Raw genomic sequence first — 23,921 nt, forward strand, 5'->3', positions numbered from 1 at the left:
ATGGATCTCCCATGTGGCCAACGTTATTACGATTGCTTGTTATGGTTTCTTGTTGTCATTCCTACCAGTGTTACCTCTTGTGGCTAGTCTGCACAAGAGGGGATCGCCAGTAATTTGTGCACTGCAATGTGAAAGCAACCACCTGAATCCATTAAGAGAACCGACACGAAGCGGGGTGTAACCTTATGCCCTTCCGAGCCTCCCAGGCCCGGCGTGACCGGCCTGGCGGCGTGATCACACCCTGATGGCAACCTCTGACGAGAAACAACGCGGATTTGTGACTGCCAACAACCTCCCTTTCGAGCCTGAACAAGCGCTCACCCAGCAACATATTCGCTCAGAAAAAACGCCGACCATCTGCGCCGCATTGCCGACAGGATGGACGAAAAGATAGCTGAAAGGATGACGGATAGCGCTGGTGAAAGCGCTGCTGAAACAACAGGCGACGCACAGCGCGTCCACTCGACATCGCCTGTTCAGAGCACTGCTCGGTGCCAACGCGGCCCTTACGGATACAGAATGACCTTGGCGGCAGCGCTGCGCCCGCTTGCCAGCTCCTCGAAGGCGGCCGGCCCCTCGGCCAGAGGCCGCTTCTCGACCCAGGACAGCTCCCCCAGCGCACCGGCGTCGAGCAGTGCGACGGCAGCGCGAAGATCACCGAAGCTGTAGGTGTAGGCACCAAGAAAACTCAGCTCCTTCAAGGTAATGGCGCGGGTATCGGTAACCCCATCATTGTCCTGCAGGCCAAGGTGCATGATGGCGCCACCAGGACGAGCCGAGGCCACCGCCATCTTGCGCGTGGGGCCAGCCCCCACACAGTCGAACACCGCTTCCACCGAGTCGGCCCGGGGCGGCGCTTCGCGCGGGTCGAAGGCCTCGAGCCCGACCCTGAACGCCGCCTCCCGGCGCAGCGGGTTGAGATCGGCGATACGCAGCGAGCGCACCCCGCGCTGGCGCAGGATCAAGGCGGTCATCAGGCCGATGGCGCCGGCACCGATCACCAGCACCCGGGACTCCGCCAGCGGGCGATCGAGCACCCGCTCCAGGCGGTGAATACCATGCACTGCAGTCGCCACCGGCTCGGTCATGGCGGCGACCTCGGCGCTAAGCGTCTGTGGCAGCTCGATCAGGCTGTGATCGGCGATGTTGACCGTCTCGGCGAAGCTGCCGGGGCGATTCATGCCGATCATGCTGCGGTTCTCGCATAGATTCTGGCGCCCGGCCTGGCAGTACTCGCAGTGGCCGCAGACGATCAGCGGGTTCATGGTGACCCGCTTGCCCTTCCAGGCGCCCTCGACCACCAGACCCGCGGCCTCGTGGCCCAGGATCATCGGCGGCACCCGCCGGGGATCATGGCCATGGTAGGCATGCAGGTCGGAACCGCAGATGCCGGTGGCCTCCACCTGCACCCGCGACTCTCCCGGCTTGAGCGGCTCGGGTTCGGTGCCACGCATCTCCATCTGCTCGCGACCGACGTAAAACAAGGCTTGCATGGTGAGTCTCCTGAATCACTTGGCGGTAAAGCCGCCATCGACGTGAAGGATCTGGCCGGTGACGTAGGCCGAAGCCGGGGACGCCAGGAATACCGCCGGTCCCGCGATATCCTCAAGCCTTCCGTTACGGCCGATGGCGGTCTGGCGCGCCAGCGCCTCGGACCTGGCCGCATCGTCGAACACCGGTGAGGTCAGCTCGGTAGGAAAGAATCCCGGCGCCAGCGCATTGGCGTTGATACCGTGGCGCGACCAGGCCTCGGCCATGGCGCGGGTCAGCTGGGCGATGCCACCCTTGCCGGCCCCGTAGGGGGCGCTGTCGGGAAAGGCACGACTGGACTGCAGCGAGGCCAGGTTGATGATGCGACCGTAGCCCGCCGCGCGCATCCCCGGCACCAGCGCCCGTGACAAAAAAAACGGCGTGCCCAGGTGGAGTTGCAGGGTCAGCTCCCACGAGGCCAGATCGACCTCTTCTGCCGGCTGGCGCAGGTTCACCCCGGCGGCGTTGACCACAATCTGGGGATCGCCAAACGCCTCGGTGGCGCGATGTGCCACCTCTTCGAGGCCCCTGGCGTCGGCCAGGTCGGCGCTGAGGGCGGCCGCCTGGCCGCCCATGCTCCGAATCCGCTCCACTCCCGCATCCAGCGCGTCCTGACGCCTGGCGGCCAGCACCACCCGGGCGCCGCTCGCCGCCAGTGCCTCGCCGATGGCAAGACCCAGCCCGCTGCTGCCCCCGGTGACCAGCGCCACCCGTCCGTCGAGGTTAAAATCGGGACGCATGGTCATACGTCCTCTTCCACCGCCAGCACAAAGCGCTCATCCGGATAGTACTTGGCCAGACGGATATCGCCGGTACGGGCATGGCCTTCCATGCCCTCGCAGCGCGACAGCCTGGCGGCGGTGGCGGCTACGGTACGGGTGGCCTCGCGGCTCTGGCGCTGGTAGGTCACGATCTTGAGGAACTTCTGGGCGCACAGCCCGCCGGTGTAACGCGCCGCCCCCTTGGTCGGGAGGATGTGATTGGTGCCCGAACACTTGTCGCCGAACGCCACCGAGGCTTCCTCGCCGACGAACAGCGAGCCGTAGCTGTTGAGGCGCTCCATCCACCAGTCCAGATCCTCCACCTGCAGTTCCAGATGTTCGGAGGCATAACGATCGCTGACCTCGACGGCTTCCTCCCGGGTATCGCAGACGATGATCTCGCCGTAATCGCGCCAGGCGGCGTCGGCGGCCTTGCGCTGGGTTTCCGGCAGGTCATCGATACGCGCCTGGATGCGCTGATCCACCGCTTCGGCCAATTCGCGCGAGGTGGTGAACAGCCAGGCCGGCGAATCCGGGCCGTGCTCGGCCTGGCCGACCAGGTCCTCGACCACGATATCGGGATCGGCGCTGTGATCGGCGATGATGCCGATCTCGGTGGGCCCGGCGAACATGTCGATGCCGCAGCGTCCGAACAACTGACGCTTGGACTCGGCGACGAAGCGGTTGCCCGGGCCGACCAGAATGTCGGCAGGCTTGCCGGTGAACAGTCCAAAGGCCATGGAGGCGATGCCCTGAACCCCGCCCATCTGCAGGATGACGTCGGCACCGGCGAGATCCATCGCATACAGGATGGCCGGGTGGATGCCGTTCTCGTCCCGCGGCACCGAACAGGCCACCACGTTCTTGACCCCGGCCACCTTGGCGGTGGCCACACTCATGATCGCCGAGGCAATATGCGCGTAGCGGCCACCGGGCACGTAGCAACCGGCGGTCTCCATCGGGATCAGCTTCTGCCCGGCGAACAGGCCCGGCGACAGCTCGGTCTCGAAGCCCTGGATGCTGTCGCGCTGGGCGGCGGCAAACCGGCTGACGCGCTCATAGGCGAAGTGGATATCCTGCTTGAGCTGCTCGGGAACCTTCTCCCTGGCCGCCTCGATCTGGTCACGGCTGACGATGACGTCGCCTTCCCAGCCGTCGAGTTCGCGACAGTACTCCCGCGCCTTGGCCTCCCCCCCGGCCTCGATCTCGGCGAGCATGCGCGAGACGACTTCATGGGTCTGAGTGTCGTTGCTGGAGGCATTCTTGTCGGCTTGCTTGTAGTAGTGAATCGCCATGTTGAGTCTCCTTGAGGTCATCGGCCGGTATCGGTCGCCACACATGCTTGAGTCTTGAGCATGCGCAGTGCCTAGGGTGTGCCGTCGACTCGGCCGTGAAGCGCCGACGGCGTCGTTGTTTTGGTGAGTGTTGCTCTGGCGAGGCGTGGGCCAGCCAGTCGCCTAGCGTCGCCCTTGCCCTCGCTTCGTATCTTTACGCCCACACTTTTGTAAGCGCTTACAAATACGTTGAAAAAAGGGGGAAGACAGCTCTCCCCCAACCTCTCCCTGGGCTCAGTCCGAAAAGTCGACGAGCGAAGGTTAGACAAGGCAAAAATCGGTGAGAAAGCGCAGTTTACGGGGTGTAAATGAGCATTTTGATCCGATTTTTAACGCCGTATTACCGAGCGCAGGCACTTTTCAGACGAGCCCTACCCTATCGCCCAGGTCGACAACCAAGGCAAATAAGCGATCATCAACACCACGATCAGCATCCCCAGCACGAACGGCAGCGCGTAGCGAGCGATCGACAGCACCGAACAGCGGGTCAAGCCGGACACCACGAACAGGTTGAGTCCCAGCGGTGGCGTGATGAAGCCCAGGCCCAGGGTGGTGACCATCAGGATCGCGAAGTGGAACTCGTTCATCCCCGCCTCCAGCGCCAGTGGCAGCAGCAGCGGCGCCAGGATGACGATGTTGGGGGTGGTTTCCATCACGCAGCCAGCCAGCACCAGAATGCCGATCATCATCAGGATCATCAGCCAGGGGGCGTCGGTGACACCGCTGATTCCGCTGACCAGGGTCTGGGGGATATCGAGGCTGGCCAGGCTCTGCGCCAGCGGCAGGGACACCGCGATGATCGGCACGATGACGCCGCAAACCCGCGCCGAGCTCTCCAGCATGCGCGGAATGTCACCCAGCGTCAGGCGCCCCTGGCGCAGGCCGATGATGACCACCACCACCACGGCCACCGATGCCGCCTCGGTAGGAGTGAAGATGCCGGTGTAGATGCCGCCCAGGATCACCACCGGTACGAACAGCGCCCAGCGGGCGTCCCATACGGTGTCGATCCAGCGTCGCCAGGAGAAACGCTCGCGATCGCCTTCGAAGCCGTAGATGCGATTGAGCACCATATTGGTGGCCATGACCGAGATCATCACCATCACCCCGGGGATCGCCGCCGCCAGAAACAGCGTCGAGGCAGACATGCCCAGCACCAGGCCCATCACGATATAGGCGATCGACGGCGGGATCAGGATGCCGGTGCAGGCACCGGAGGCCACCAGCGCACAGGCCGCCGGCAACGGATAGCCGCGCTCCACCAGCCGGGGAATGGTCATGCGCCCCACCGCCGCGGCACCCGCCGCGTCCGAACCGGAGATGCAGGCAAAGAAGCCGCAGCCCAGCGTCGTCGAGCTGCCAAGGCCGGTCTTGAGCCCGCCGACGCTGGCCTCGGCCACATCCAGCAACTTGCCGGAAAGCCCGGAGCGCACCAGGGCATCGCCGGTCAGGATAAACAGCGGCACCGCGATCAGCGCAAAGGCGTTGATGCCCTCGAACAGCGACTCGCCGAACACCGACAGCGGCAAGGTCTCGGTAAAGGTCAGCATGCCCAGGGTGCCGAGACCGATGGCGACCCACACCGGCACCCCGACCAGGATCATCACGATCAGCGCCGCCAGCGGCGCGTAGAAGGTCCAGTCCAGGGAGGCCGCGGCCTGTTGAAGTTCCATGAATTCCATGACGGTCCCCCTCAGTCGAAGAGCTTCTGGCCATCGAAGACCGGATCACCACGCTGCATGCGCCGGATATCCGCCAGCATGCTCTGCACCACTCGCCAGGCGATCAGCAGAAAGCCCACCGGGATGGCGGCCAGAAAGAACGCCTGGGAAACCCGCAGTCCCGCGGTGACCGAACCGAAGTTGATCGACGTCAGCACCGGTGCGATTGACAGGTACAGCGCCCACACCGCCAGCACCAGGGTGGCGATATCCGAGATCCACCAGCCTAGGCGCTTCATGCGAGGCCCGCCCAGGTTGATCAGCACATCGATGCGGATATGGGCGCGGTCCCTGACCGCCGCGGCGGCGGCGAGCCAGGCCAGGTAGATAAAGGCATAGCGCGCCAGCTCCTCGCCCCACACCGAGGAGTAGTTGAGGGCGAAGCGACGAATCACCTCCACCGCCACCGTCAGGATGATCAGCGCGTAGAAGGTCAGCAGCAGCCAGCGCTCGGTGCGGCGATCGACGTCGTCACAGCGCAGGCGCAGGGCGCGCCAGCGCGTGTCCTTAGGCGTTGCTGTCGACGAAATAGCCATTTTGCACCTCCGTGGCGGCCAGCAGTTTGTCGAATGCCTCCAGCGACCCCGCCAGTTCACGCTTGGTCTCGTCCCAGGCGGGCAGCTGATGGCCGCAACGCTCGACCCACTGGGCCTTTTCCTCGTCGCTCAGGGAGTAGACCTCGACGCCGGCCAGGCGCATCTGGTCATGGGCGTAGGCTCGCGCCGCCGGGACCTTGGCGAGGTTTTCGCGGAAGGTGACATCAGACGCCTGCATGACGGCGTCCTGAAGCGCGCCATCCAGGCTGTCGAACCAGGCCTTGTTGCAGGTGTAGACCTGGGCATCCGGCACCGACTGGATGGTGGAGATGCTCGACAGCACGTCGGTGAAGCCGAACACCAGCAGGGCCTGGACACTGGGGTCGAGGGCATCGGCCACGCCCTGCTTGATCGCCGACGAGGTCTCGCCCCAGGCCACCGGCGTCGGGTTGGCACCGGCCAGTCGATAGACCTGCTGCAGGATCTGCGAGGACGGCACCCGGAACTTGATGCCGGAGATGTCATCGGGGACCCGCACCGGGCCATCGAGCAGCCCCTCGCGCACGGCGACGGTCCTCGGGTCGATGCAGATATAGGACAGCACCTTGAAGCCGCGCTCCTCGACCTTGTGGTGAACGGTGTCGCGCCAGGCGTCCGAGGTCACCAGATTGATCAGACGCTGGTTCTCGCCACACCAGTAGGGAATGTTCACCAGGTCGGCTTCCGGGGCGAAGGACGACAGGTTGGACAGCGAATGCTGGGCGATGGCGATGGAACCGTTCTGGACCATCGAGATCAGCGCCCCGCCGGTGGCGAGCTGACCACCGGGCGCCAGCTTCACGTAGAGCCGACCGCCGGAGAAGTTCTGCAGGTTCTCCTTGAAGTTGAGCTGCATGATCGGATAGGCCCGCGAGGCGCCCAGGGTATAGCCAGTGGCGAGCACGATGGTGCTCTCGGCCGCGTTCTCTCGCTCGGACTCTTCCTTGGCGGTGGCCGCCATGGCGCTTTCCGAGAACAACGCACCGCCGACCGCACCGACCACCGCGGCGGTAAAACCGAACTTCGCCACGGTGCCCATGAACAGCCGTCTTTCCGGCTGACTGGGAGCACCGCTGTCATTGGTGATGAAATCTCGCATGGTCATTGTCCTTATTGTGTGGTTGGCGTGCCCGGCTCGGCGCCAGACGGCGCCTTGCCCTCGAACTTGAGGCAGGCAGAGACGAAGAAGGCGGTAGCGAGCGTCAACAGCACCGCCTCGTAGGCGGCTTCCAGCGCCCACATTCCCGGTACATAGCGCTGGATGGCGACGTTGACGAAAAAGGCGGCGAACAGACATATCGACAGCCATAACATCAACTTGGCTGAGGACGAAGACGACCTGGACATGGGTGGCGACTCCCGACTCTCGTTGTATTTGGTGGTACGCGTCGTTGTCGATCTTGCTGAGCCTGGACCGGCTCCGCTCGAAGCCGTGGTCAGGCTAACGAGGCAAAAATGCAGCAGTGAACTACGATCAACGCTGTCTGCTGCTATAATTGTAAGCGCTTACATGGCGCACCATTCAAGGTAGATTCCTCTATAGGACTTGTCCAGCCAGAATCCTGTAAAGGACCTTCGACTTTAGCCGCAACCGTGGCGCCGATCGGATCACACCGGTGGCGCCACCCAGGAGAGGCCAGATGAACGATCGTCCCACCAGAGCGTTGCTGGAAGATGTGGCCCGGGAGGCCGGGGTCTCGACGGCGTCTGTCTCGCGGGTGCTCAACGGCGCACCCCACGTCAGCGACCGCCTGCGAAAGAAAGTGGAGGCCGCCGTCGGCCGCCTCGGCTACGTGCCGGATGGTTCGGCCCGGGCACTGGCCTCACGCCGCATCGGCGCCATCGGTCTGCTGGTACCGACCCTCGACAACCCGATCTTCGGCACCATGGCCAACAGCCTGGAGCGGCGCCTCAAGGAGCATGACTGTCGTCTGCTGCTGGCCACCTACCGCTACGACCTCGAGGACGAACTGCAGGCGTTGCGGACGCTGGTCCAGCATGGCGTGGACGGCGTCGTGTTGATCGGCCATGAACACCTTGCCGACGCCTACCGTCTGCTTCACCAGCGTCAACTGCCCTTCCTCACCAGCTGGCAGACCCATGACAAGGCCGAAGCCCCCTGTATCGGCTTCGACAATCGCGGCGCCGCCAGACAGCTGGCGAGCCACCTGATCGACCTGGGCCACCGCCACCTCGCCATCGTCACCGCACCCTATGAACACAATGACCGTGCCCGGGCCCGCTTCGAGGGGTTCAGCGATGCGATTGCCGCTGCCGGTTGCCCGGCGCCAGACGTCGAGGTGGTGGAGTATGGTGTCGCCGAGGGCGCCGACGCCTGCGCCCGACTGCTGGAGATGCCCTCCCCGCCCACGGCGCTGCTCTGCGGCAATGACACCCTGGCCTTCGGCGCCCTGCTCGAGGCCCAGCGACGCGGGCTCGACCTGCCTCGGGAACTGTCGATCACCGGCTTCGACGATCTGCCCCAGGCGGCCTACATGTCGCCATCGCTGACCACCGTCTCGGTGCCCGCCGGTGCCATCGGAGTGCATGCCGCCGACGCCCTGATGACGTGGATTCGCCATCGCGAACGGCCCAGCGACCTTCACCTGGATGCCAGCGTCCAGCTACGGGGATCGACGGCGCCGCCACTTGCCGGAATCGGCCAGTAGGCCGGCTGAGCTGGCTGATAAAGCCATTCAGCAAAGCTATTCGGGAAAGTCGTTCTAGGCGCTGTCCGCGAACTGTATCCGCGAACGCTATCCAGGAAGCCGTACTTCTAGGAAGCCGCAATCGCCGTCAGGTCATCCACCACCGCCGTCGGCAGCGTCAACCGATCATCGCTCTGGCGTCGCAGCTGGTGGCGCCGGTCGCCGGGCAGGCGTACGCCCGGCTGCTCGAGCATCGCGGCGAACAGCACTTCACAGCGCGCGAGCACATCGGGCGCGAAGCGATCGACGTCGAACAACAGCATCAAATGACCGACCCCGGGTGGCTCTCCCTGCGCCTCGAAGAAAGACCCCGCCTCGAAACCGAAGCGACTACCGGAAAGCCCCGCGCACAACAGCTCCACCATCATCGCCAGCGCCGCCCCCTTGGCGTCTCCTGCCGGCACCATGCTGCCCTGGATGGCGGTCTCCGGATCGGTGGTAGGCGCCCCATCCGGCCCCACCGCCCAGCCCTCGGGAATCGGCTTGCCGGCCTTGCGCGCCAGCATCACCTTGCCCCTGGCCACCTTGGACAGCGACAGGTCCAGCAGCATGGGTTCGCCCTCGGGTCGCGGACAGGCGAAGGCGATGGGGTTGGTGCCGTAGAGCGGCTTGTGACCACCCCAGGGCGCCATGGCCGACGGTGCATTGCTGAATGCCAGCGCCATGAAGCCCTCCCGAGCCGCTCGCTCCACCGGCGCACCGGCCACACCAAAGTGGTGAGAGCGTCTGATGGAAACCGCGCATAGCCCCTGCTGCCGCGCCACCTCGAAGCCGGCGTCCAGCCCGCTGGCGATGGCCGGAAAGGCCAGTCCATGGTCGGCGTCGACCCGCACCACCGCGCCATCGGCTTCGGCCCTGGGTATGGCACCGGCGTTGACCTTGCCGCTGGCGGCCTGGTCCAGATAGAACGGCAGGCGCGAGAGCCCGTGGGAGGGCAGACCGTCACGCTCGGCGTCGAGCAGCGCCTCCACCGTGATGGCGGCCTCGCGCTCGGGGAAGCCCCTGGCACGCATCGCCTCCATGGCGAGTTCTTGTGCCTGCTCGCGGGCAAGTGTTGTCGTCTGGCTCATGCCACCCCCTCCGGCGTCAGTACCGCAACCACGTTCTCGGCGGTCATTTGGCTGATACGCGCGTTGGACTCCTCGGTCACCCCGGCGATATGCGGGGTCAATACCAGATGGGGCACCCCTTCGAGCACCGAGCCTGCGCCAAGTGGCTCCTGCTCGAACACATCGAGCATGGCCCCCGCCAGGCGTCCACTGGTGAGCGCCTCGGCCAGTGCCGACTCGTCTACCACCCCACCGCGGGCGGCGTTGATGACCACTGCGCCGCGCTTCATGACGGCCAGGCGATCGGCGTCCAACAGGTGTCGGGTCTGGTCATTGAGCGGCACGTGGAGACTGACCACGTCGGCCTCGGCCAGCAGCGCTTCCAGCGTCTCGCAGCGCTGGGCCTGGCCCCAGGCCGCAGACTCCGCCGGCAGGTGGGGATCAAACGCCAGCACCTCCATACCGAGGGCCCGGGCGAGCCCGGCGGTGACCTGGGCGATGGCACCAAAGCCCACCAGACCCAACCTCGCGCCGCTGACCTCACGCCCCATCAGCGCCTGGCGGGGCCACTCCCCTGCCAGCATGGCCGGGGTCGAGGCGTAGGCACCTCGGCGCAGCATCAGCGCCCCCGCGATCACGTACTCGGCCACCGAGCCGGCGTTGCCACCCTGGGCCGGCTTGACCTCAACGTCGCGCTCGGCGCAGGCCCCGAGGTCGATATTGTCGAGTCCGACACCAAGACGCCCCACCACCTTGAGGCGCGGCGCCCGTGTCAGAAGTTCGCTATCGACCTGGGTCCGATTGCGCACGATCAGCGCATCGGCGTCGGCCACCGCGTCCAGAAGGCGTCCTCGATCCTCGACCAGACGGGTGTCACACAGCACTTCGTGGTGCTCACCGAGCCAGGCCACCGCCTGCTCGTCCATAAATTCCGAGATAACTATCCTGGCCATCGTTGTACTCCCTCGATAATGGCGTCGAATCGGCCTCACAGCGTGAACCAACGCCCCGCCGGCAGCGGCACATTGAGCACCAGCGCAAACAGAACATAGAAGAAGGCCACCAGCACGGCGCCGGTCAGCAGGTATCCGGCCAGGCGACGTGGATGCCAGCGCCGGTACTGCGCCACCACCATCAGCCCGACGAAGCTTGCAAGGCCGGTCAACAGGAAGCCGAGCCAGGGCAGCGCCAGGGCCCAGGCCAGCATGATTCCGACCAGCGCCAGGCGACGAGGGGTCGAACCCGAGCCCGCACTCGGATCAGAACTTGGATCAGAACTCGAATCAGAGCCCCGCTCATGGTTGGCCACCACCCCGCGCAGCCCAAGCTGCCCCAGGCGCAGCAGTCCCGCGACGATCACCACCAGCGAGATCACCGCAGGAAATACCGCCCCGAGCTGACTCATCTCACGGGTCTCCCACAGGCATAGAGCGGCGCCGGCGACGAATAGCGTCGGCAGCAGATACTCGCTTGCGCGGGAGCAGGAGGCCTGGATAGCGTGCTTCTTCTTGCCGGCAGCGCTGGTGTTGTGGCCAGTGCTCGTGTCGTGACCAGTGCTTCTGTTGTGAACAGCGCTCATGGCGACGCCTCCCCATTGATCGTCTTGTCCTGACGTCTTGCCTCACGCCGTGCCTTGACCATCGGGTAGAAGACGCTCAGCAACGACAACGCAATGATCGTCAGGCTGATCGGCCCACCGAAGAAGGTAGCGAACAGCGATCCGCTGGCCCGCCCCATCAGGAAGCCCTGGACGAAGCCCTGCTCGGCAATGGGTCCGAGGATCAGCCCCAGCACGATGGGCGAGGGCCGAAAGCCGTAACGATTGAGCACCCAGCCCAGCACCCCCAGGCACAGCATGATCACCACGTCGCTGGCGCTGTTGCGGATGGCGTAGGTGCCGATCACCGTCATGAAGGCGATGGTCGGTACCAGCAGCGCCTTGGGAATGGAGATGATCGACTTGAAGGCGTAGCGCCCGATCAACAGACCCAGCGGCAACAGCAGGCAGGTGGCCAGAAACAGCCCGGCGACGAAGGTGTAGGTGATGCCGGCGTTGGTGGTGAAGAGCTCCGGCCCGGTACGAAAGCCCTGCACCAGCAAGGCCCCGAGGATCACCGCATCCGGCGGCGTGCCGGGGATGCCCAGCACCAAGGTCGGAATGAAGCCGCCGCCCACGGTGGCATTGTTGGCGGCCTCGGTCGCCAGCACCCCCTGAGGATTGCCCTTGCCGAAGCTCGCCGGCTCGTCGGCCACCCGGCGTGCCTCCGAATAGGACACCAGGCTTGCAATCGAGCCGCCCGCCCCGGGCAGGATGGCGACACCGGTGCCGATGGTCGCCGAGCGCAGCAGGTTCAGCTTGCCCTTGATGGCGATCGCCATGCCCTCGCGAAAGCGCACCCCGCGCGACACGCCATCCACCTTGAGGTGGGCGGCGGGTGTTGCCACCAGATCGATCAGCACCGGAATGCAGTACAGGCCGATCAGCGCCGAGACCGTCTCGATGCCACCAAGCAGCACCGGCGAGCCGTAGGTGTAGCGGATATCGCCGCCGATCACCGCGACGCCCACGGTGGACAGCAACAGGCCGAAGCCCGCCCCCATGAACCCTTTGAGGGTCGAATCCTCGGACAGCGCCGAGATCAGCGTCAGCCCGAAGATCGCCAGCCAGAAGTACTCCACCGGCCCGAAGCTGAGCGCGACCTGGGCCAGCAGCGGCGCCAGCAGCAGCAGCGCCAGCACCCCGACCAGCCCACCGACCACCGAGGCGATGGTCGACAGGGTGACGGCCAGATCACCGTCACCCCGGCGGGCCATGGGATAGCCGTCGAAGGTGGTGGCGATGGCCGAGGGCGTACCTGGCGTATTGACCAGTATCGCCGAGTAGGAGCCGCCGTAGATGGCCCCGGTATAGATGGCGCCGAGCATGATCAGGGCCGACTCTGGCGCCATGCCGAAGGTCACCGGGACCAGCACCGCCACTGCCATGGTGGCGGAAAGCCCCGGCAGGGCACCGATGACGATGCCCGCCGTCACCCCGAGCAGGGCCAGCGCAAGATTGAGCGGCGACAGAGCGCCGAGCGCGTGAACGATAAGATCCATGGCGTTGACCTCAGTCGATCAGGCCGAGTTCTCGCGCGCTGGTCTCATACTGCTGGCTCTGTTCGGCCAGGAAATCGGCAACATCGTCATTGCCGACGTCCATCAAAACGAAGCCCAGATCCTCCATCTCCTGGCGGAACTGGGGATTCTGGTTGATCTGATCGAAGATCTCGGACAACCGCGCCTGAACGTCTGCCGGCGTCTCGCTGGGCACCGCCATGCCACGATAGGCGCCGCCAACCATGTCATAGCCGAGTTCCTGGAAGGTCGGTACGTCGGGGAACAGCGGATGGCGCTCCTCGGCGGCCACCGCCAGCATGCGCACCTTGTCCTGATGGTTGGCGGCCACGGTGGTATAGCCCCACTCGGCCTGGACCTGGCCACCCAGCAGAGCGGTGACCGCCGCGCCGGTGCCCTTGAAAGGGATGTAGGTGGTGGTGACGTCGGCCAACTGCTGGAAGCGCGTATTGGCCACGTCATTGGCACTGTAGGTGCCGCTACCGGAGAAGGTCACCACACCGGGCGCCTGGCGCGCCGCCTCGACCAGATCTTCCAGGGTCTGGTAGGGGCTGTCCTCGCGGACCAGGATGGCGTCCGGCGAGTAGTGGAAGAAGTAGAAGTTGTTGACGTCCTCGGTGGCAAAACCGGCGTCCTTGCCCATCGGCTTGAGCACGATATGGGGCAGATTGGAGCCCATGATGGTATGGCCGTCGGCGGTCATGTCGTTGAGCTGGGACCAGCCCACCGCGCCGCCGCCACCGGGCATGTACTGGATGATCAGCTGCTGGCCGGTGATCTCCTCGAAGTACTTCTGCTGCAGTCGGGCACTGATGTCGGACTCGCCGCCCGGACCGAAGGGGATCACGTACTGCACGTCCTTGGCGGGAAAGTCCTCGGCGTCGGCGAGGGCCAGCGGGGCCACGAGGGGTGACGCCGCCAGCATCGCGGTCAGGGTCAGGGTGTGGGAAAGGCGCATGACGTTACTCCTGATGTTGTCGTTATGGGGTGGTCAGGATCTTCGCTACGAGCAACTCGCTTTCATTGCTCGCCGTTCTTGCACAACCTTCTTTACTACAACGGCCTGCCCCTCCCGACGAACGGCGGGAGGAGCCGGTTTTTTTGCCAGATCGCCGCCTCGGGCGTTGGCTTAGGCGCTTTCGTACAGACGGGTCAGCACAAACTCCCGATGCCCCAGCGCCTCGGCGGCGGTATTGCGGCCATTGGCGGTGCGCAGCATCATTTCCAGCAGCTGATCACCGGCCTCGTCCATGTTGATCTCGCGCTTGAGGATCGAGGACACATCGACGTCGATGTGCTCGCTCATGGTGCGCACGGTGCGCGGGTTGGCGCAGATCTTCACCACCGGCAGGATCGGGTTGCCGATGACGTTGCCCTGCCCCGTCGGGAAGAAGTGCACCACGTAGCCGGCGGCGGCGCACAGGGTCACCATCTCGGCGGCGGCGGAAGACGAGTCCATGAACCACAGGCCCGGCTTGTCCGGCGTTTCGGCCTTGTCCAGTACGCCATCCACCTTGCAGCGACGGCCGATCTTCTGGATGTTGCCCAGCGCCTTCTCCTCGATGGTGGTCAGGCCACCTTCGATGTTGCCCTTGGTCGGCTGGGACTCGGACAGGTCGCTAGTCTTGTGGCGGTCGATCATGTCGCTGTAGCGATCGAACATCGCCTGGAACTGTTCACGCACCTCGGGGGTGGCGCAGCGCTCGGCCACCAGGTGTTCCCCGCCGGTCAGCTCTGAGGTCTCGCCGAATACCAGGGTGCAGCCGGCGTCGTACAGCTTGTCGAAGGCGTCGCCCACGGTAGGGTTGGCGCCGCAGCCGGAGGTGGTGTCCGACTCGCCGCACTTGGTGGACACCCACAGTTCGCTGACGTCGCACTCCTCGCGCTGGATCTCGCTGGCGTACTGGACGAATTCCTTGGCCTTCTTGGAGGCGGCACAGATGGTGTTGTGATCACCATTCTGTTCGATCCAGAAGCCTTCGACCGGCTTGCCGGTGGCCTTGATGCCGTCCACCACCTTGTTGGTCCAGCCTGGCTCGATACCGATCACCACCACCGCCGCCACGTTGGGATTGCAGCCGGTCCCGATCAGCGTGCGGAAGTGCAGGTCCAGATCGGCGCCGAACTGCAGGCGGCCGTAGGGATGCGGCAGCGCCAGTGCGCCCTTGATGTTGTTGGCAACCGCTTCGGCGGCAGCATTGGAAATGTCGTCCACCGGCAGCACGATCACGTGATTACGGACCCCTACACGGCCGTTTTCACGCCGATACCCCTGGAACTTGCGACCCTTGATTTCCATGCTTACCACCTCTTTGTCTTGACGTTGTGTACGTGCAGGTGCTCGCCCTGCTTGATCGGCTGGACGACGCGACCGATATCGACGCCGTACTTCATCACGGTGTCGCCCTCATCGAGGTCACGAATGGCCAGCTTGTGACCGATGGGAATGGCGTCGCTCACCTCGAAGGTGACCGTCTGGTCCTGATGCATGACCCAGCCTGTCAGGGTCTGCCCCGCCTCGACGCCTTCGACCACCACGACCCCGACACTGTCGTCGGCATCGTGCACTACGAAATCGATGCTCATGCTGCCCCTCTCCTGAACGAATGTTGTTGACGTTGTGATATCGCCGGTTGGCCCTGGGCAGGTGTCGCTTGCTGCCCTCACAACTCATGTATAGGACATAGGATATAGGTTAGTCAAGTATCAACTAGATTTCCCTCGAGCTATACTGGCGACGAAGAAACGGGCCTCGCCCAACGCAAAGAAGGAACCCGCATGGATCAGCCAAGCCTCAGCTACCGACCGCTCTACCAGCAGATCAAGGAGGTGCTGCTTCAGCGCATCGTCTCGGGAGAGTGGGCACCCGGCACCTTTATCCCCAGCGAGTCGGCGTTGGCCAAGGAGTATCAGGTCAGTGTCGGCACCCTGAGAAAGGCGCTGGACTCCCTGGCTAGCGACAACGTGGTGATCCGCTACCAGGGAAAGGGCACCGTGGTCGCCACCCACGATCAGGACAGCTCGCTGTTTCGCTTCTTCCACCTGACCCGACTCGATGGCACCCGCTCGCTACCGACGTCGCGCATCCTGGTGCGCGAAAGGCGTCCGGCCAACGAAGAGGAAATGGAGGTGCTGGGATTGGAGGACGCAGACGACGTCATCCATATTCGCCGCGTCAGGGAGCTCGACGAACGCCCCGCCCTGCTCGAGGACGTGGTGGTCGCGGCGACACGCTTTCCGACGCTGGAAAGCCTGCCGGAGACCCTGCCAAACACCCTCTATCAGCTGTATCAGCAGCGTTTCGGCTGCAACGTCAGCCACGCCGAGGAACGCCTGTTCGCGGTGGCGGCGGGCAAGGACGAAGCCCACCACCTGGAAATCGCCGAAGGCAGTCCGATCCTCGAGATACGGCGGGTGGCAAGAGATATTCAGGAGCAGGCGCTGGAGTACCGAGTGTCCCGTTGCGAGACCCGGCATCACTGTTACTTCAACGAGTTGTAGCGCCCCGACCCAGCCAGGCTTGCTCGATTGTCGATGGCCAGGCAGCGTGCCCGATGTGGGCAGCCACTACTGGCCTTGAAGGGTCGATCATTCTCTCCCCCGTGGACGATATCCTGGCCACGGGGGAGCCTCTCTCGTCAGCGGCTCTCCTCATCTGCGCCAGCGCAGCGCCCCGCCTTGAGCCGCCACGTCCCCGCCAGAGATACCGCGCGAGCCACTTCGTCACTCCCAGTTAGTTTGTACTGATCTTCTTACAAATCCACCACTTCCATTCATCCATCCATATCACCGATTCCCCCAGACAACCGATGATGCCTAATGTAGCCATAACCATTAGATAACGGTTCGCCGTCGCTCGCCCCGTACAAGTCCGACCCGAAGTTCGAAACACCTGAAGAGCGTTCCCGGACACGTTCTGGCGGAAGCGTGGGCATGGACACGCACAGGGAGCGCAAAGCAATGGAGAATGGCTCGGGCCGCTGGCTGGGATCACTGTTCGATACGGAACTCACGCAGGACGAACGACTGCTGAAACTCAGCGTCGGCAAGCATCCACTGATTCCCCATCGACTGGTGGGCAATGAGCGAATGTCCCACCCCTTCCGCTACACCCTCGACTGCATTTGCCAACGCGGAGATGTTGAGCTCAAACACCTGCTGGCAATGCCGGCCGAACTCGACATTCGCCAGGCAGACGGCAGCTATCAACGACGATCAGGCTTCGTCGATACGGCAGCGCTACTGGGAGAGGATGGTGGAGTCTTCTATTACCAGCTCGGGATAGTGCCCTGGCTGTCGCTCCTGCAACTCGGTCAGGACAGCCGCATTTTCCAGGACATGAACGTGCTGGATATTCTGGAAACGGTATTCTCGGCTTACGACATGGCCAACGGACGCTGGCTCATCCGCAGCCAGCGCCCGTATGCGGCCCGCAGCTATTGCGTTCAGTACCGCGAAAGTGACTTCCACTTCATCAGCCGGCTGATGCAGCAGGAAGGCCTCTACTACTTCTTCGAACACAGCGCCGATCAGGACCGCTATCCAGGGCATCGCATGGTGATCACCGACGACCTCACCGTCTGTCCGGCGGTCTCCCCCAGGGCGATTCGCTATCACCGTCAAGCCGCCACGGAGCACCAGGACAGCATCACTCAGTGGGGAGGTATCCGTCGCCAGCAACCGACCCGCATGACCATCGGCACCTGCGACTACCGGCAACCATCACGGCCCCGCCAATACGCACTGGATACCCTGCCCGACCAGGGAAATCTCAGTCCCCAGGAGTTCTACGACTATCCCGGGGCGTACTACTACGATACCTTCGATCGCGGCCGTACCCTGGTGGACAACCGCCTGCAGGCAGTGGAATCCCTGGCCAAGCGTTTCCGAGGCGCCGGTGGCACACGACAGTTGCAGGCTGGCCATATCTTCTCGCTGGAACAACACGAACGTCACCTGCACGGCGATGCCAGCGAGCGTGAATTCGTCGTGCTCGACCTCAATATCCAGGCCGAGAACGCCCTGCCGGTATCCGCCCACCTCAGCACCCTGCCGGGCAGCCTGCAGCAAGCCCTGGATCAGGCCAGAAGCGCCCACGGTCTGCAGGACGAGAGCCCTCACCAAGACGACTATCAGCGTGCCGGCACCGGCCACTACCTGGTTGACTTCGAGGCGCAGCGCACCGTCGTGCCCTTTCGATCCACACTGGATCATCCACGCCCCGTTGTCGGCGGCCCCCACACTGCCATCGTCGTCGGCCCCGAAGGCGAAGAGATCCATACCGACCGCCTCAACCGCGTCAAGGTGCAGTTCCATTGGGATCGCAACGGACAGCACGACGATCGCTCGAGTTGCTGGTTACGGGTGTCCGAAGCCAATGCCTGCGCCAGCTGGGGGTCCGTGTTCGTGCCACGCATCGGCCAGGAGGTCATCGTCGACTTCCTCGAGGGCGATCCGGATCGTCCCCTCATTACCGGCCGAGTCTACAACGGTGATGCACAACCCGAGTGGCATTCCAACGGCCTGCTTTCGGGCATCAAGTCAAAGACCTACCGAGGCAGCAACTACAACGAACTGGTGTTTGACGACGCCACCGACCAGGAGCGTATCCGCCTCAACTCGGAGCACGCCAAGAGCCAGCTCAATCTGGGCTACCTGATACATCAGCACGGCAACACCCGCGGGGACTTTCGTGGCACCGGCTTCGAACTGCGTAGCGATGCCTATGGCGCAATCCGCGCGAATCAGGGGCTGTTGCTGACCAGTTGGGGGCAGCTGGGGGCTGCAGGCGACCAGCTTGCGACAGGGCCCATCCATCAGGAGCTGTCCAGCGCCTGGCACCTGTCCGATCGCCTGAGCAAGAGCGCCATGGAACACGGCGCCGATGTGCTGGAGACTCGCCTCGACCTCAAGCAGGCCGCCGAGGACACCCGGCAGATCTACGGCGAGCCAAACAGTTGTGCCGCCGACAGCGACGAGCAGTCCACCGCCGAGGCCGGCAGCCAGGCAGGCACCGGACAGGCATCCTGTCTCAAGCAACCCTGGCTGCATCTTGCCTCACCGGCCGGCATCGTCTTGAGTACCCCCGCATCGACACACCTCGCCCAGCACGAATCGTTCAGCGCCAGTTGTGGCGAAGACATCAACCTGGCCAGCGGACGCAGCCTGGTGGCCACTATCCGCGAGCGCCTGTCGCTGTTCGTGCAGCGAGCCGGCATCAAGCTGTTCGCCGCCCGAGGCAAGGTAGAGGTGCAGGCCCAGAGCGACCAGATGGCGCTGAGCGCGGAAAAGACCCTATCCATCACCTCCACCGAGGGCAAGGTGCGTATCGAGGCCGCCCAGGGCATTAAGTTCATCAGCGGCGCAGGCGTCCTGCGCATCAAGGACGGCGATATCCAGATCCACGGCCCGGGTCTTGTCAGCCTCAAGGCCACCACGCACAGCTTGGCTGGGCCTTCATCGCTGGATCCCGCGCTTCCCTACCTGCCGGACTTCGCGCCGAAAATCTGCCCGCGCAGCAACGGCCAGGCCAGCAAGGACGGCGGCGGCATCGTGGAGGGCAACTGATGTCGAGCGAACCGGCAAGCTCAACTGACAACACACTCCAGCGCCTTCGACTGCAGGCCAGCACCTCCAGGCTCTACGCACTGATCGATCCTTCCCAGGACGAGCGCTGGCAACTTTCCTGCGACGAACTGGAACTGGCGACCAGGCAGTTTCGCATCATCGCCAACCCCTTTATCGACCTGCCTCCATGGCGGCGGCTCTACCTCCAACCGCTGGAGGTGCGGGAGGTCGACATACCCGAGCTGGTAGCGCAGCAACGTAGCAGCCTGCCAAGCAAGCGCACGGAGCCAAGCGGGTTTTGCGCCTTGGTCACCTCGTCGGTCCTGTCGATCTCCCTGAGTCGGTGGATCGAACGCCAACTGACGGTGACCAGTCCCGAAGGCAAGACATGCCTTCTGCGTTTTTTCGATCCAAGGGTGATGGAGTTGCTGGCCTTCCTGCTGGAACCCGGTCAGAAAACGCTGCTATTGCACCCCTTCACCGGCTGGTTCTATTTCGACCACCAGCAGGTCCTGCGTGAAATGGAGATTCCCCGGGAGCCGCCTCCAGCGCCCTTCACCTTGTCACCGGAACAATGGGCCTCGCTCAAACGCAGCGGCACCATCAACCACCTGATCGACAAGTGGCGCTCGCTTGAGCCCGACAGTGCAGCGGAGGCATCACCAGAGCGTATCAACGCGCTGATGCGTACTGCTGAACGGCATGGACTCCACACGCCTGCCGACCAGCAAAGGTTTGTCCTGCATGGTCTCCACGTGGGGGATGACTTTCACCGACACCCCTTCATGCAGCGCCTGTTGGAAAGCATCGGTCCGAGCCAGCGCTACGGCGATCTGACCGCCGCCCTGCCGGTTGCCGAGTGGAACGAGATCTCAACCTGGACGAGGAATACGGCTCATGGTCAATCCAGACCTGCTCAAGCGGATTGATGACGCCTGCATCGATCTACCCGGTGTGCAATCAGGACAGTGCCCTCTGTGCGAGAGAGTGGGTCTCCCCATCCTGCCGGTGCGCTTGACTGTGTGTGAGCGCACCTCGTTGACCTCCGGCTTCACCGAGTTACCGGCGGACAGGGTAGCGGAGTTCACCGATATCCGGCTCAACCAGGCCGTGACCGACCAGGGGACGTCACCACGCACGCTGGGAGAACCCGTACGCAGCTATCTGGGCGACACCACCGGTAGCCAGGTCAGCAAATATATCCTGCGCCAGCTCAGACCCGGCTACTTCTATCTGCTCGACGACGAGAACACTCGCAATACCAGCGACGGCGAGACGACGGGAGATCGCGTCAACCACAATTGGTATGCCTATGTCGTCACGACCGACGGCATGTTCTATCAGTTTGCTGTCAGTGAGGCGCCCCCCTCCCCGGAACAACCCGAATTTGCCTGCGGGCTGAACGACGAGGAACGGCGCTTCAAGACGGTCAGCGCTTCGACCATCGCCCTGGACAGCGTCGACACCGCCACCAACATCTACTACCTGTACAGCGAGCACGCGCTTCCCATCACCTTTCTCAATCACCTGCGCACCGCCTCCCACAGTGAGGGTCGGCGCCTGCGCGACGTGGCCATGCAGCGCTTCGACGTCGCCGCCTGGCGCGACAACAAGACCCAGCAGCCCTTCGCCTTCAGCGCCGAGGAGCTCTCGCTGGTCGCCGAGTACAGCGACAATGCCGCCGGCATGGAGGCCTTCTTCTGGCCCGATCAGAACAATCGCCAACTATTCACCCGCGAGGAACTGCGCCAGGCCATGGGACAGCGTCTTCGCGCCGCCTCGCAGCAACTAAAGGACAAGAGTCTGGTACTGGCGGTGCATGATGAAGTCGGCCTGATCAACGAACTCAACGCCTACCGCCAACGACCATTGGAGCTGCTCGAGGAGTTTCTTCAACAGTATGACCCCCAGGGATACCTGAATCGGCGCAACCTGCTGTGCTACAAGGCCATCGAGATCTTCGAGGAAAATTACCGAATACAGCGGCAGATTGCCCAGGCCCCCATGAACCAGCGGATTGAAGAGGCCAGCCAACCGACCATCGACTCCAAGCAGCAACGGATAAATCAGATAGATCGGCAGATCGAAGCGATACGCTCCGACGGCGATCCCAACTGGCTAGATAGACAGCGGATCGAAACACTACGTATTGAAAGGCGCGACCTGCAGCGTCAGATCGATGCAGAAAGGAGGAGCATCGAACTGCTGACCCAGGAACCCGAGCAACTTATCTCCGCCTACAACAAGGAGCTAGCGGACTACTATACCTTGCCGGACGCTCCCGTAGATCCCGAGACAGGGAAACGCATTAACCCCGAGCTTGAAGACTTCAAGGCGAAGTACAAAGCGCTGGTGGAGCGGATCAATCAGCTGGTACGGGCCTTTGATGAGGACTACTCCCTGTGGGTCGAGGCACACCTTGATCGCGTCACAGTACGCTACTCCGACGATGTCTATGCACCCGGGCTGGGACTGAGCGGAGTACTCTCCAACGCACTGCTGGGCGGCATTCTGAGTGATGCCAGCAAATGGTTGTGGGACAGGCTAGCCAGCGCCATCGACTCAACTGATTCATTGCTGATGAAGGCCATGTTCTCCAACCAGCGTCGCTTGATCGACGACGCCCTTACCGTTCGCCAGGCGCTACCGGCCAAAGCCTACGTACCGCCCAGGGTCTTGCTCAGATGGCGGGAGCAGTATCGTGAGCTGCTGCATGGCGAGCGCGAGTTTCGCTACGACACCACCATGGCCGGACTCATCGCCACCATGGGCAACAGTCTCTACGCCCAGGCGCTACAGGACGCCTCCAAGGTCATCGCCGGCCAGGCATCGGACCCAAATTCTACCGCTGACGCGGACGCCGGCAACGATGGTGGTACAACAAATATCAACAGCAACAACAACGCGATCGACGCGGCAGACCTCCCATCCGTCAAGGCGCTGGAAAGTTTCAACCGCTATCAGCAGTTGATCATTACCGGCAGCTACGACGTGCAGCAGATCCAGGCGTCACAGGACGCCAATGACCCTGCCCAATACCTCCACCTGCCAGTGCTGGCGAGCGTTTCCGTCCGCCGCAAGGACTTCCACGACTGGCTGGATACGCTGACGCGCCAACTCTATCCCAAAGGCAAGGCCAACCCCGACGCCTCCGGTGCTCTGCAGTTCCACGAGGACGACGGCGTGGGAGGCAACTTCTCCGTCACCCATATCGAGAATGACCATCAAATCACCGTGGTCATCCCCATCGATACAACCGCCCCGGACTTCCTGGATCGCTACAACACCACTACCGATGACTTCGGCGAAGACGATATTGCAAAAAGCAACTGGAACGATCGGCAAAATGCGCGCGATCTAGGCAGCTACATTGCCCAGGGCATCGGCGGCACCAACCACTCCGCCGTCGCAGGCCTCAGGAATACGTCCACGAGGGTTCAACTGCTGCTGATCTACTACAACAACTTCAGCATCCTCAACAGCGAATTTTCCTCAGGCGACGCAGACGGCATCCAGGTAACGCTTGCCTTGACAAAACTCATCATTGCCTCCGTCGACACCTTGCAATTCGCTGCCACTCTTTTGGCCAGTACCGACGGCGCCCTGGCATCGCTCGTCCGGCGCCTGCAGATCCTCAGGCTGCCAGGCGACGCCATCATAGGGGTACTCAGTATCGCGGATGGTCTTGACAAACGTGCCAACGCCCATCGGGCGGCCTTGTTGGGCCTGCCGGAGAGTATTCAGAATAAACACAGGACCGCCGGCAATATCGATGTTGCCAACGGTGTCGTCGCCTTGGTCATTGTCGTAGCTGTCGCTGTCGGGCCCATTAGCGCACCTGTCGCTCTTTTCGCGGGTGTTGCCAACGGGGTGGTTACCTCCGTTTTGAAACTCATCCTTGGGCCTGGACTCAACATCCTGGTCGCCTTCGCCGTCTCCTGCTGGGTGACCCGCTGCCGATATGGCGTTCGCGATGAGCTAGGCCAGGTACTGCCCTACGACTCCATGGAAGAGGAACAGAATGGCCTGGAACTGGTGTTCAAGGGCGTGACGGTGGAAATGTTGCTGCAAGAGCCAGATGACTACGAAAGCTATGGGGTGGTACCGACTCAAGGGCAATGGGATATCGTCAGGGAGCGCTCCCGTCAGCTACCACGCACACTTAGCATTCTGGTCACCGTGCCGGATTTGGATGAGATGGAGATCGGATTAAAACTGGAGCTAGGGGAAGGGCTCGACAGAGAACCAATATTTCAAGATAGTTACATCAAAACCGAAAATCAAGGCATTTTATCCAATAGAATCTACGAAAGTAATAATGACCCAAGAATCTCAAAAACAGTCGATATCAAAAAAATCAAAAACTCATACCTATTAAGTTACGAACAACATATCCAAAGTAATCAACCACCAAGATTACTATCACTATTCGTCAGCTTCACAGATTATAAGACGCCAACTGAAGAGAATAACGGCACATTCAAGATAATGGTATAAAATGATGATGATTTCAGAGAGAACCAAAAATAACTCGACAATTATAGCGATATATATATTAA

Annotated in this window: 19 protein-coding genes; 5 read left to right on the forward strand and 14 right to left on the reverse strand. The window is 63.0% G+C overall.

Annotation, left to right across the window (positions count from 1 at the left end):
* Positions 1-506: 506 nt before the first annotated feature.
* From NFI08_RS12225 to NFI08_RS12255, 7 genes are all read right to left on the reverse strand, one after another.
* The gene (locus NFI08_RS12225) at positions 507-1,493 is read right to left on the reverse strand and encodes an alcohol dehydrogenase catalytic domain-containing protein (RefSeq protein ID WP_349589642.1); all 987 of its coding nucleotides are present in this window, start codon (positions 1,491-1,493) and stop codon (positions 507-509) included.
* A 15-nt stretch (positions 1,494-1,508) separates the two neighbouring features.
* Positions 1,509-2,270 (reverse strand): SDR family NAD(P)-dependent oxidoreductase, encoded by a 762-nt coding sequence (locus tag NFI08_RS12230; protein ID WP_349589645.1) that lies wholly within the window; start codon positions 2,268-2,270, stop codon positions 1,509-1,511.
* A 2-nt stretch (positions 2,271-2,272) separates the two neighbouring features.
* Positions 2,273-3,586, reverse strand: coding sequence for a histidinol dehydrogenase (gene hisD, locus NFI08_RS12235; RefSeq protein WP_108131471.1), 1,314 nt, complete (start codon positions 3,584-3,586; stop codon positions 2,273-2,275).
* A 410-nt stretch (positions 3,587-3,996) separates the two neighbouring features.
* Complete coding sequence (locus NFI08_RS12240; RefSeq protein WP_231498473.1) at positions 3,997-5,298, reverse strand: TRAP transporter large permease; 1,302 nt, start codon at positions 5,296-5,298, stop codon at positions 3,997-3,999.
* A 20-nt stretch (positions 5,299-5,318) separates the two neighbouring features.
* Entirely contained in the window at positions 5,319-5,882 is a 564-nt protein-coding gene (locus NFI08_RS12245) for a TRAP transporter small permease (protein ID WP_083970439.1), read from the reverse strand.
* A complete protein-coding gene (locus NFI08_RS12250; RefSeq protein ID WP_045993115.1) occupies positions 5,854-7,020 on the reverse strand; it encodes a TRAP transporter substrate-binding protein in 1,167 nt (388 codons plus the stop codon). The genes NFI08_RS12245 and NFI08_RS12250 overlap by 29 nt, the downstream gene beginning before the upstream one ends.
* Positions 7,021-7,031: 11 nt before the next feature.
* A complete protein-coding gene (locus NFI08_RS12255; protein ID WP_349589651.1) occupies positions 7,032-7,268 on the reverse strand; it encodes a hypothetical protein in 237 nt (78 codons plus the stop codon).
* Positions 7,269-7,561: 293 nt separating this feature from the next.
* Here NFI08_RS12255 and NFI08_RS12260 point away from each other — a divergent pair, with 293 nt between their 5' ends.
* Positions 7,562-8,590 carry a LacI family DNA-binding transcriptional regulator gene (locus NFI08_RS12260; RefSeq protein ID WP_349589654.1) on the forward strand — a complete coding sequence of 343 codons (1,029 nt, stop codon included), beginning with the start codon at positions 7,562-7,564 and terminating at the stop codon, positions 8,588-8,590.
* A 107-nt stretch (positions 8,591-8,697) separates the two neighbouring features.
* Here NFI08_RS12260 and NFI08_RS12265 read toward each other — a convergent pair whose 3' ends face one another.
* The 7 genes from NFI08_RS12265 to NFI08_RS12295 all read right to left on the reverse strand — a co-directional run bounded on the left by NFI08_RS12265 (position 8,698) and on the right by NFI08_RS12295 (position 15,381).
* Positions 8,698-9,699 (reverse strand): Ldh family oxidoreductase, encoded by a 1,002-nt coding sequence (locus tag NFI08_RS12265; protein WP_349589656.1) that lies wholly within the window; start codon positions 9,697-9,699, stop codon positions 8,698-8,700.
* Entirely contained in the window at positions 9,696-10,631 is a 936-nt protein-coding gene (locus NFI08_RS12270; protein ID WP_286985943.1) for a hydroxyacid dehydrogenase, read from the reverse strand. Before NFI08_RS12270 ends, NFI08_RS12265 begins: the two co-directional genes overlap by 4 nt.
* A 35-nt stretch (positions 10,632-10,666) precedes the next feature.
* Entirely contained in the window at positions 10,667-11,257 is a 591-nt protein-coding gene (locus NFI08_RS12275) for a tripartite tricarboxylate transporter TctB family protein (protein WP_286985944.1), read from the reverse strand.
* Positions 11,254-12,777, reverse strand: a complete 1,524-nt coding sequence (locus NFI08_RS12280; protein WP_045993110.1) for a tripartite tricarboxylate transporter permease — start codon at positions 12,775-12,777, stop codon at positions 11,254-11,256. Before NFI08_RS12280 ends, NFI08_RS12275 begins: the two co-directional genes overlap by 4 nt.
* Positions 12,778-12,787: 10 nt before the next feature.
* Positions 12,788-13,753 carry a tripartite tricarboxylate transporter substrate binding protein gene (locus NFI08_RS12285; protein WP_349589660.1) on the reverse strand — a complete coding sequence of 322 codons (966 nt, stop codon included), beginning with the start codon at positions 13,751-13,753 and terminating at the stop codon, positions 12,788-12,790.
* A gap of 171 nt (positions 13,754-13,924) precedes the next feature.
* Positions 13,925-15,094, reverse strand: a complete 1,170-nt coding sequence (locus tag NFI08_RS12290; RefSeq protein ID WP_108449803.1) for a UxaA family hydrolase — start codon at positions 15,092-15,094, stop codon at positions 13,925-13,927.
* Between the two features lie 2 nt (positions 15,095-15,096).
* The gene (locus NFI08_RS12295) at positions 15,097-15,381 is read right to left on the reverse strand and encodes a UxaA family hydrolase (protein WP_045993107.1); all 285 of its coding nucleotides are present in this window, start codon (positions 15,379-15,381) and stop codon (positions 15,097-15,099) included.
* A gap of 192 nt (positions 15,382-15,573) precedes the next feature.
* On the opposite strand from NFI08_RS12295, the gene NFI08_RS12300 reads away from it, so the two are divergent.
* The 4 genes from NFI08_RS12300 to NFI08_RS12315 all read left to right on the forward strand — a co-directional run bounded on the left by NFI08_RS12300 (position 15,574) and on the right by NFI08_RS12315 (position 23,859).
* Complete coding sequence (locus NFI08_RS12300; protein WP_108449804.1) at positions 15,574-16,296, forward strand: GntR family transcriptional regulator; 723 nt, start codon at positions 15,574-15,576, stop codon at positions 16,294-16,296.
* Between the two features lie 459 nt (positions 16,297-16,755).
* A complete protein-coding gene (locus NFI08_RS12305) occupies positions 16,756-19,362 on the forward strand; it encodes a type VI secretion system Vgr family protein (protein ID WP_349589665.1) in 2,607 nt (868 codons plus the stop codon).
* Positions 19,362-20,291 (forward strand): hypothetical protein, encoded by a 930-nt coding sequence (locus NFI08_RS12310; RefSeq protein WP_349589667.1) that lies wholly within the window; start codon positions 19,362-19,364, stop codon positions 20,289-20,291. Before NFI08_RS12305 ends, NFI08_RS12310 begins: the two co-directional genes overlap by 1 nt.
* Complete coding sequence (locus NFI08_RS12315; RefSeq protein WP_349589670.1) at positions 20,260-23,859, forward strand: T6SS effector BTH_I2691 family protein; 3,600 nt, start codon at positions 20,260-20,262, stop codon at positions 23,857-23,859. The genes NFI08_RS12310 and NFI08_RS12315 overlap by 32 nt, the downstream gene beginning before the upstream one ends.
* The last annotated feature ends 62 nt before the right edge of the window (positions 23,860-23,921 follow it).

The organism is Halomonas sp. EF61, assembly GCF_040147045.1.
Classification (GTDB): domain Bacteria; phylum Pseudomonadota; class Gammaproteobacteria; order Pseudomonadales; family Halomonadaceae; genus Halomonas; species Halomonas litopenaei.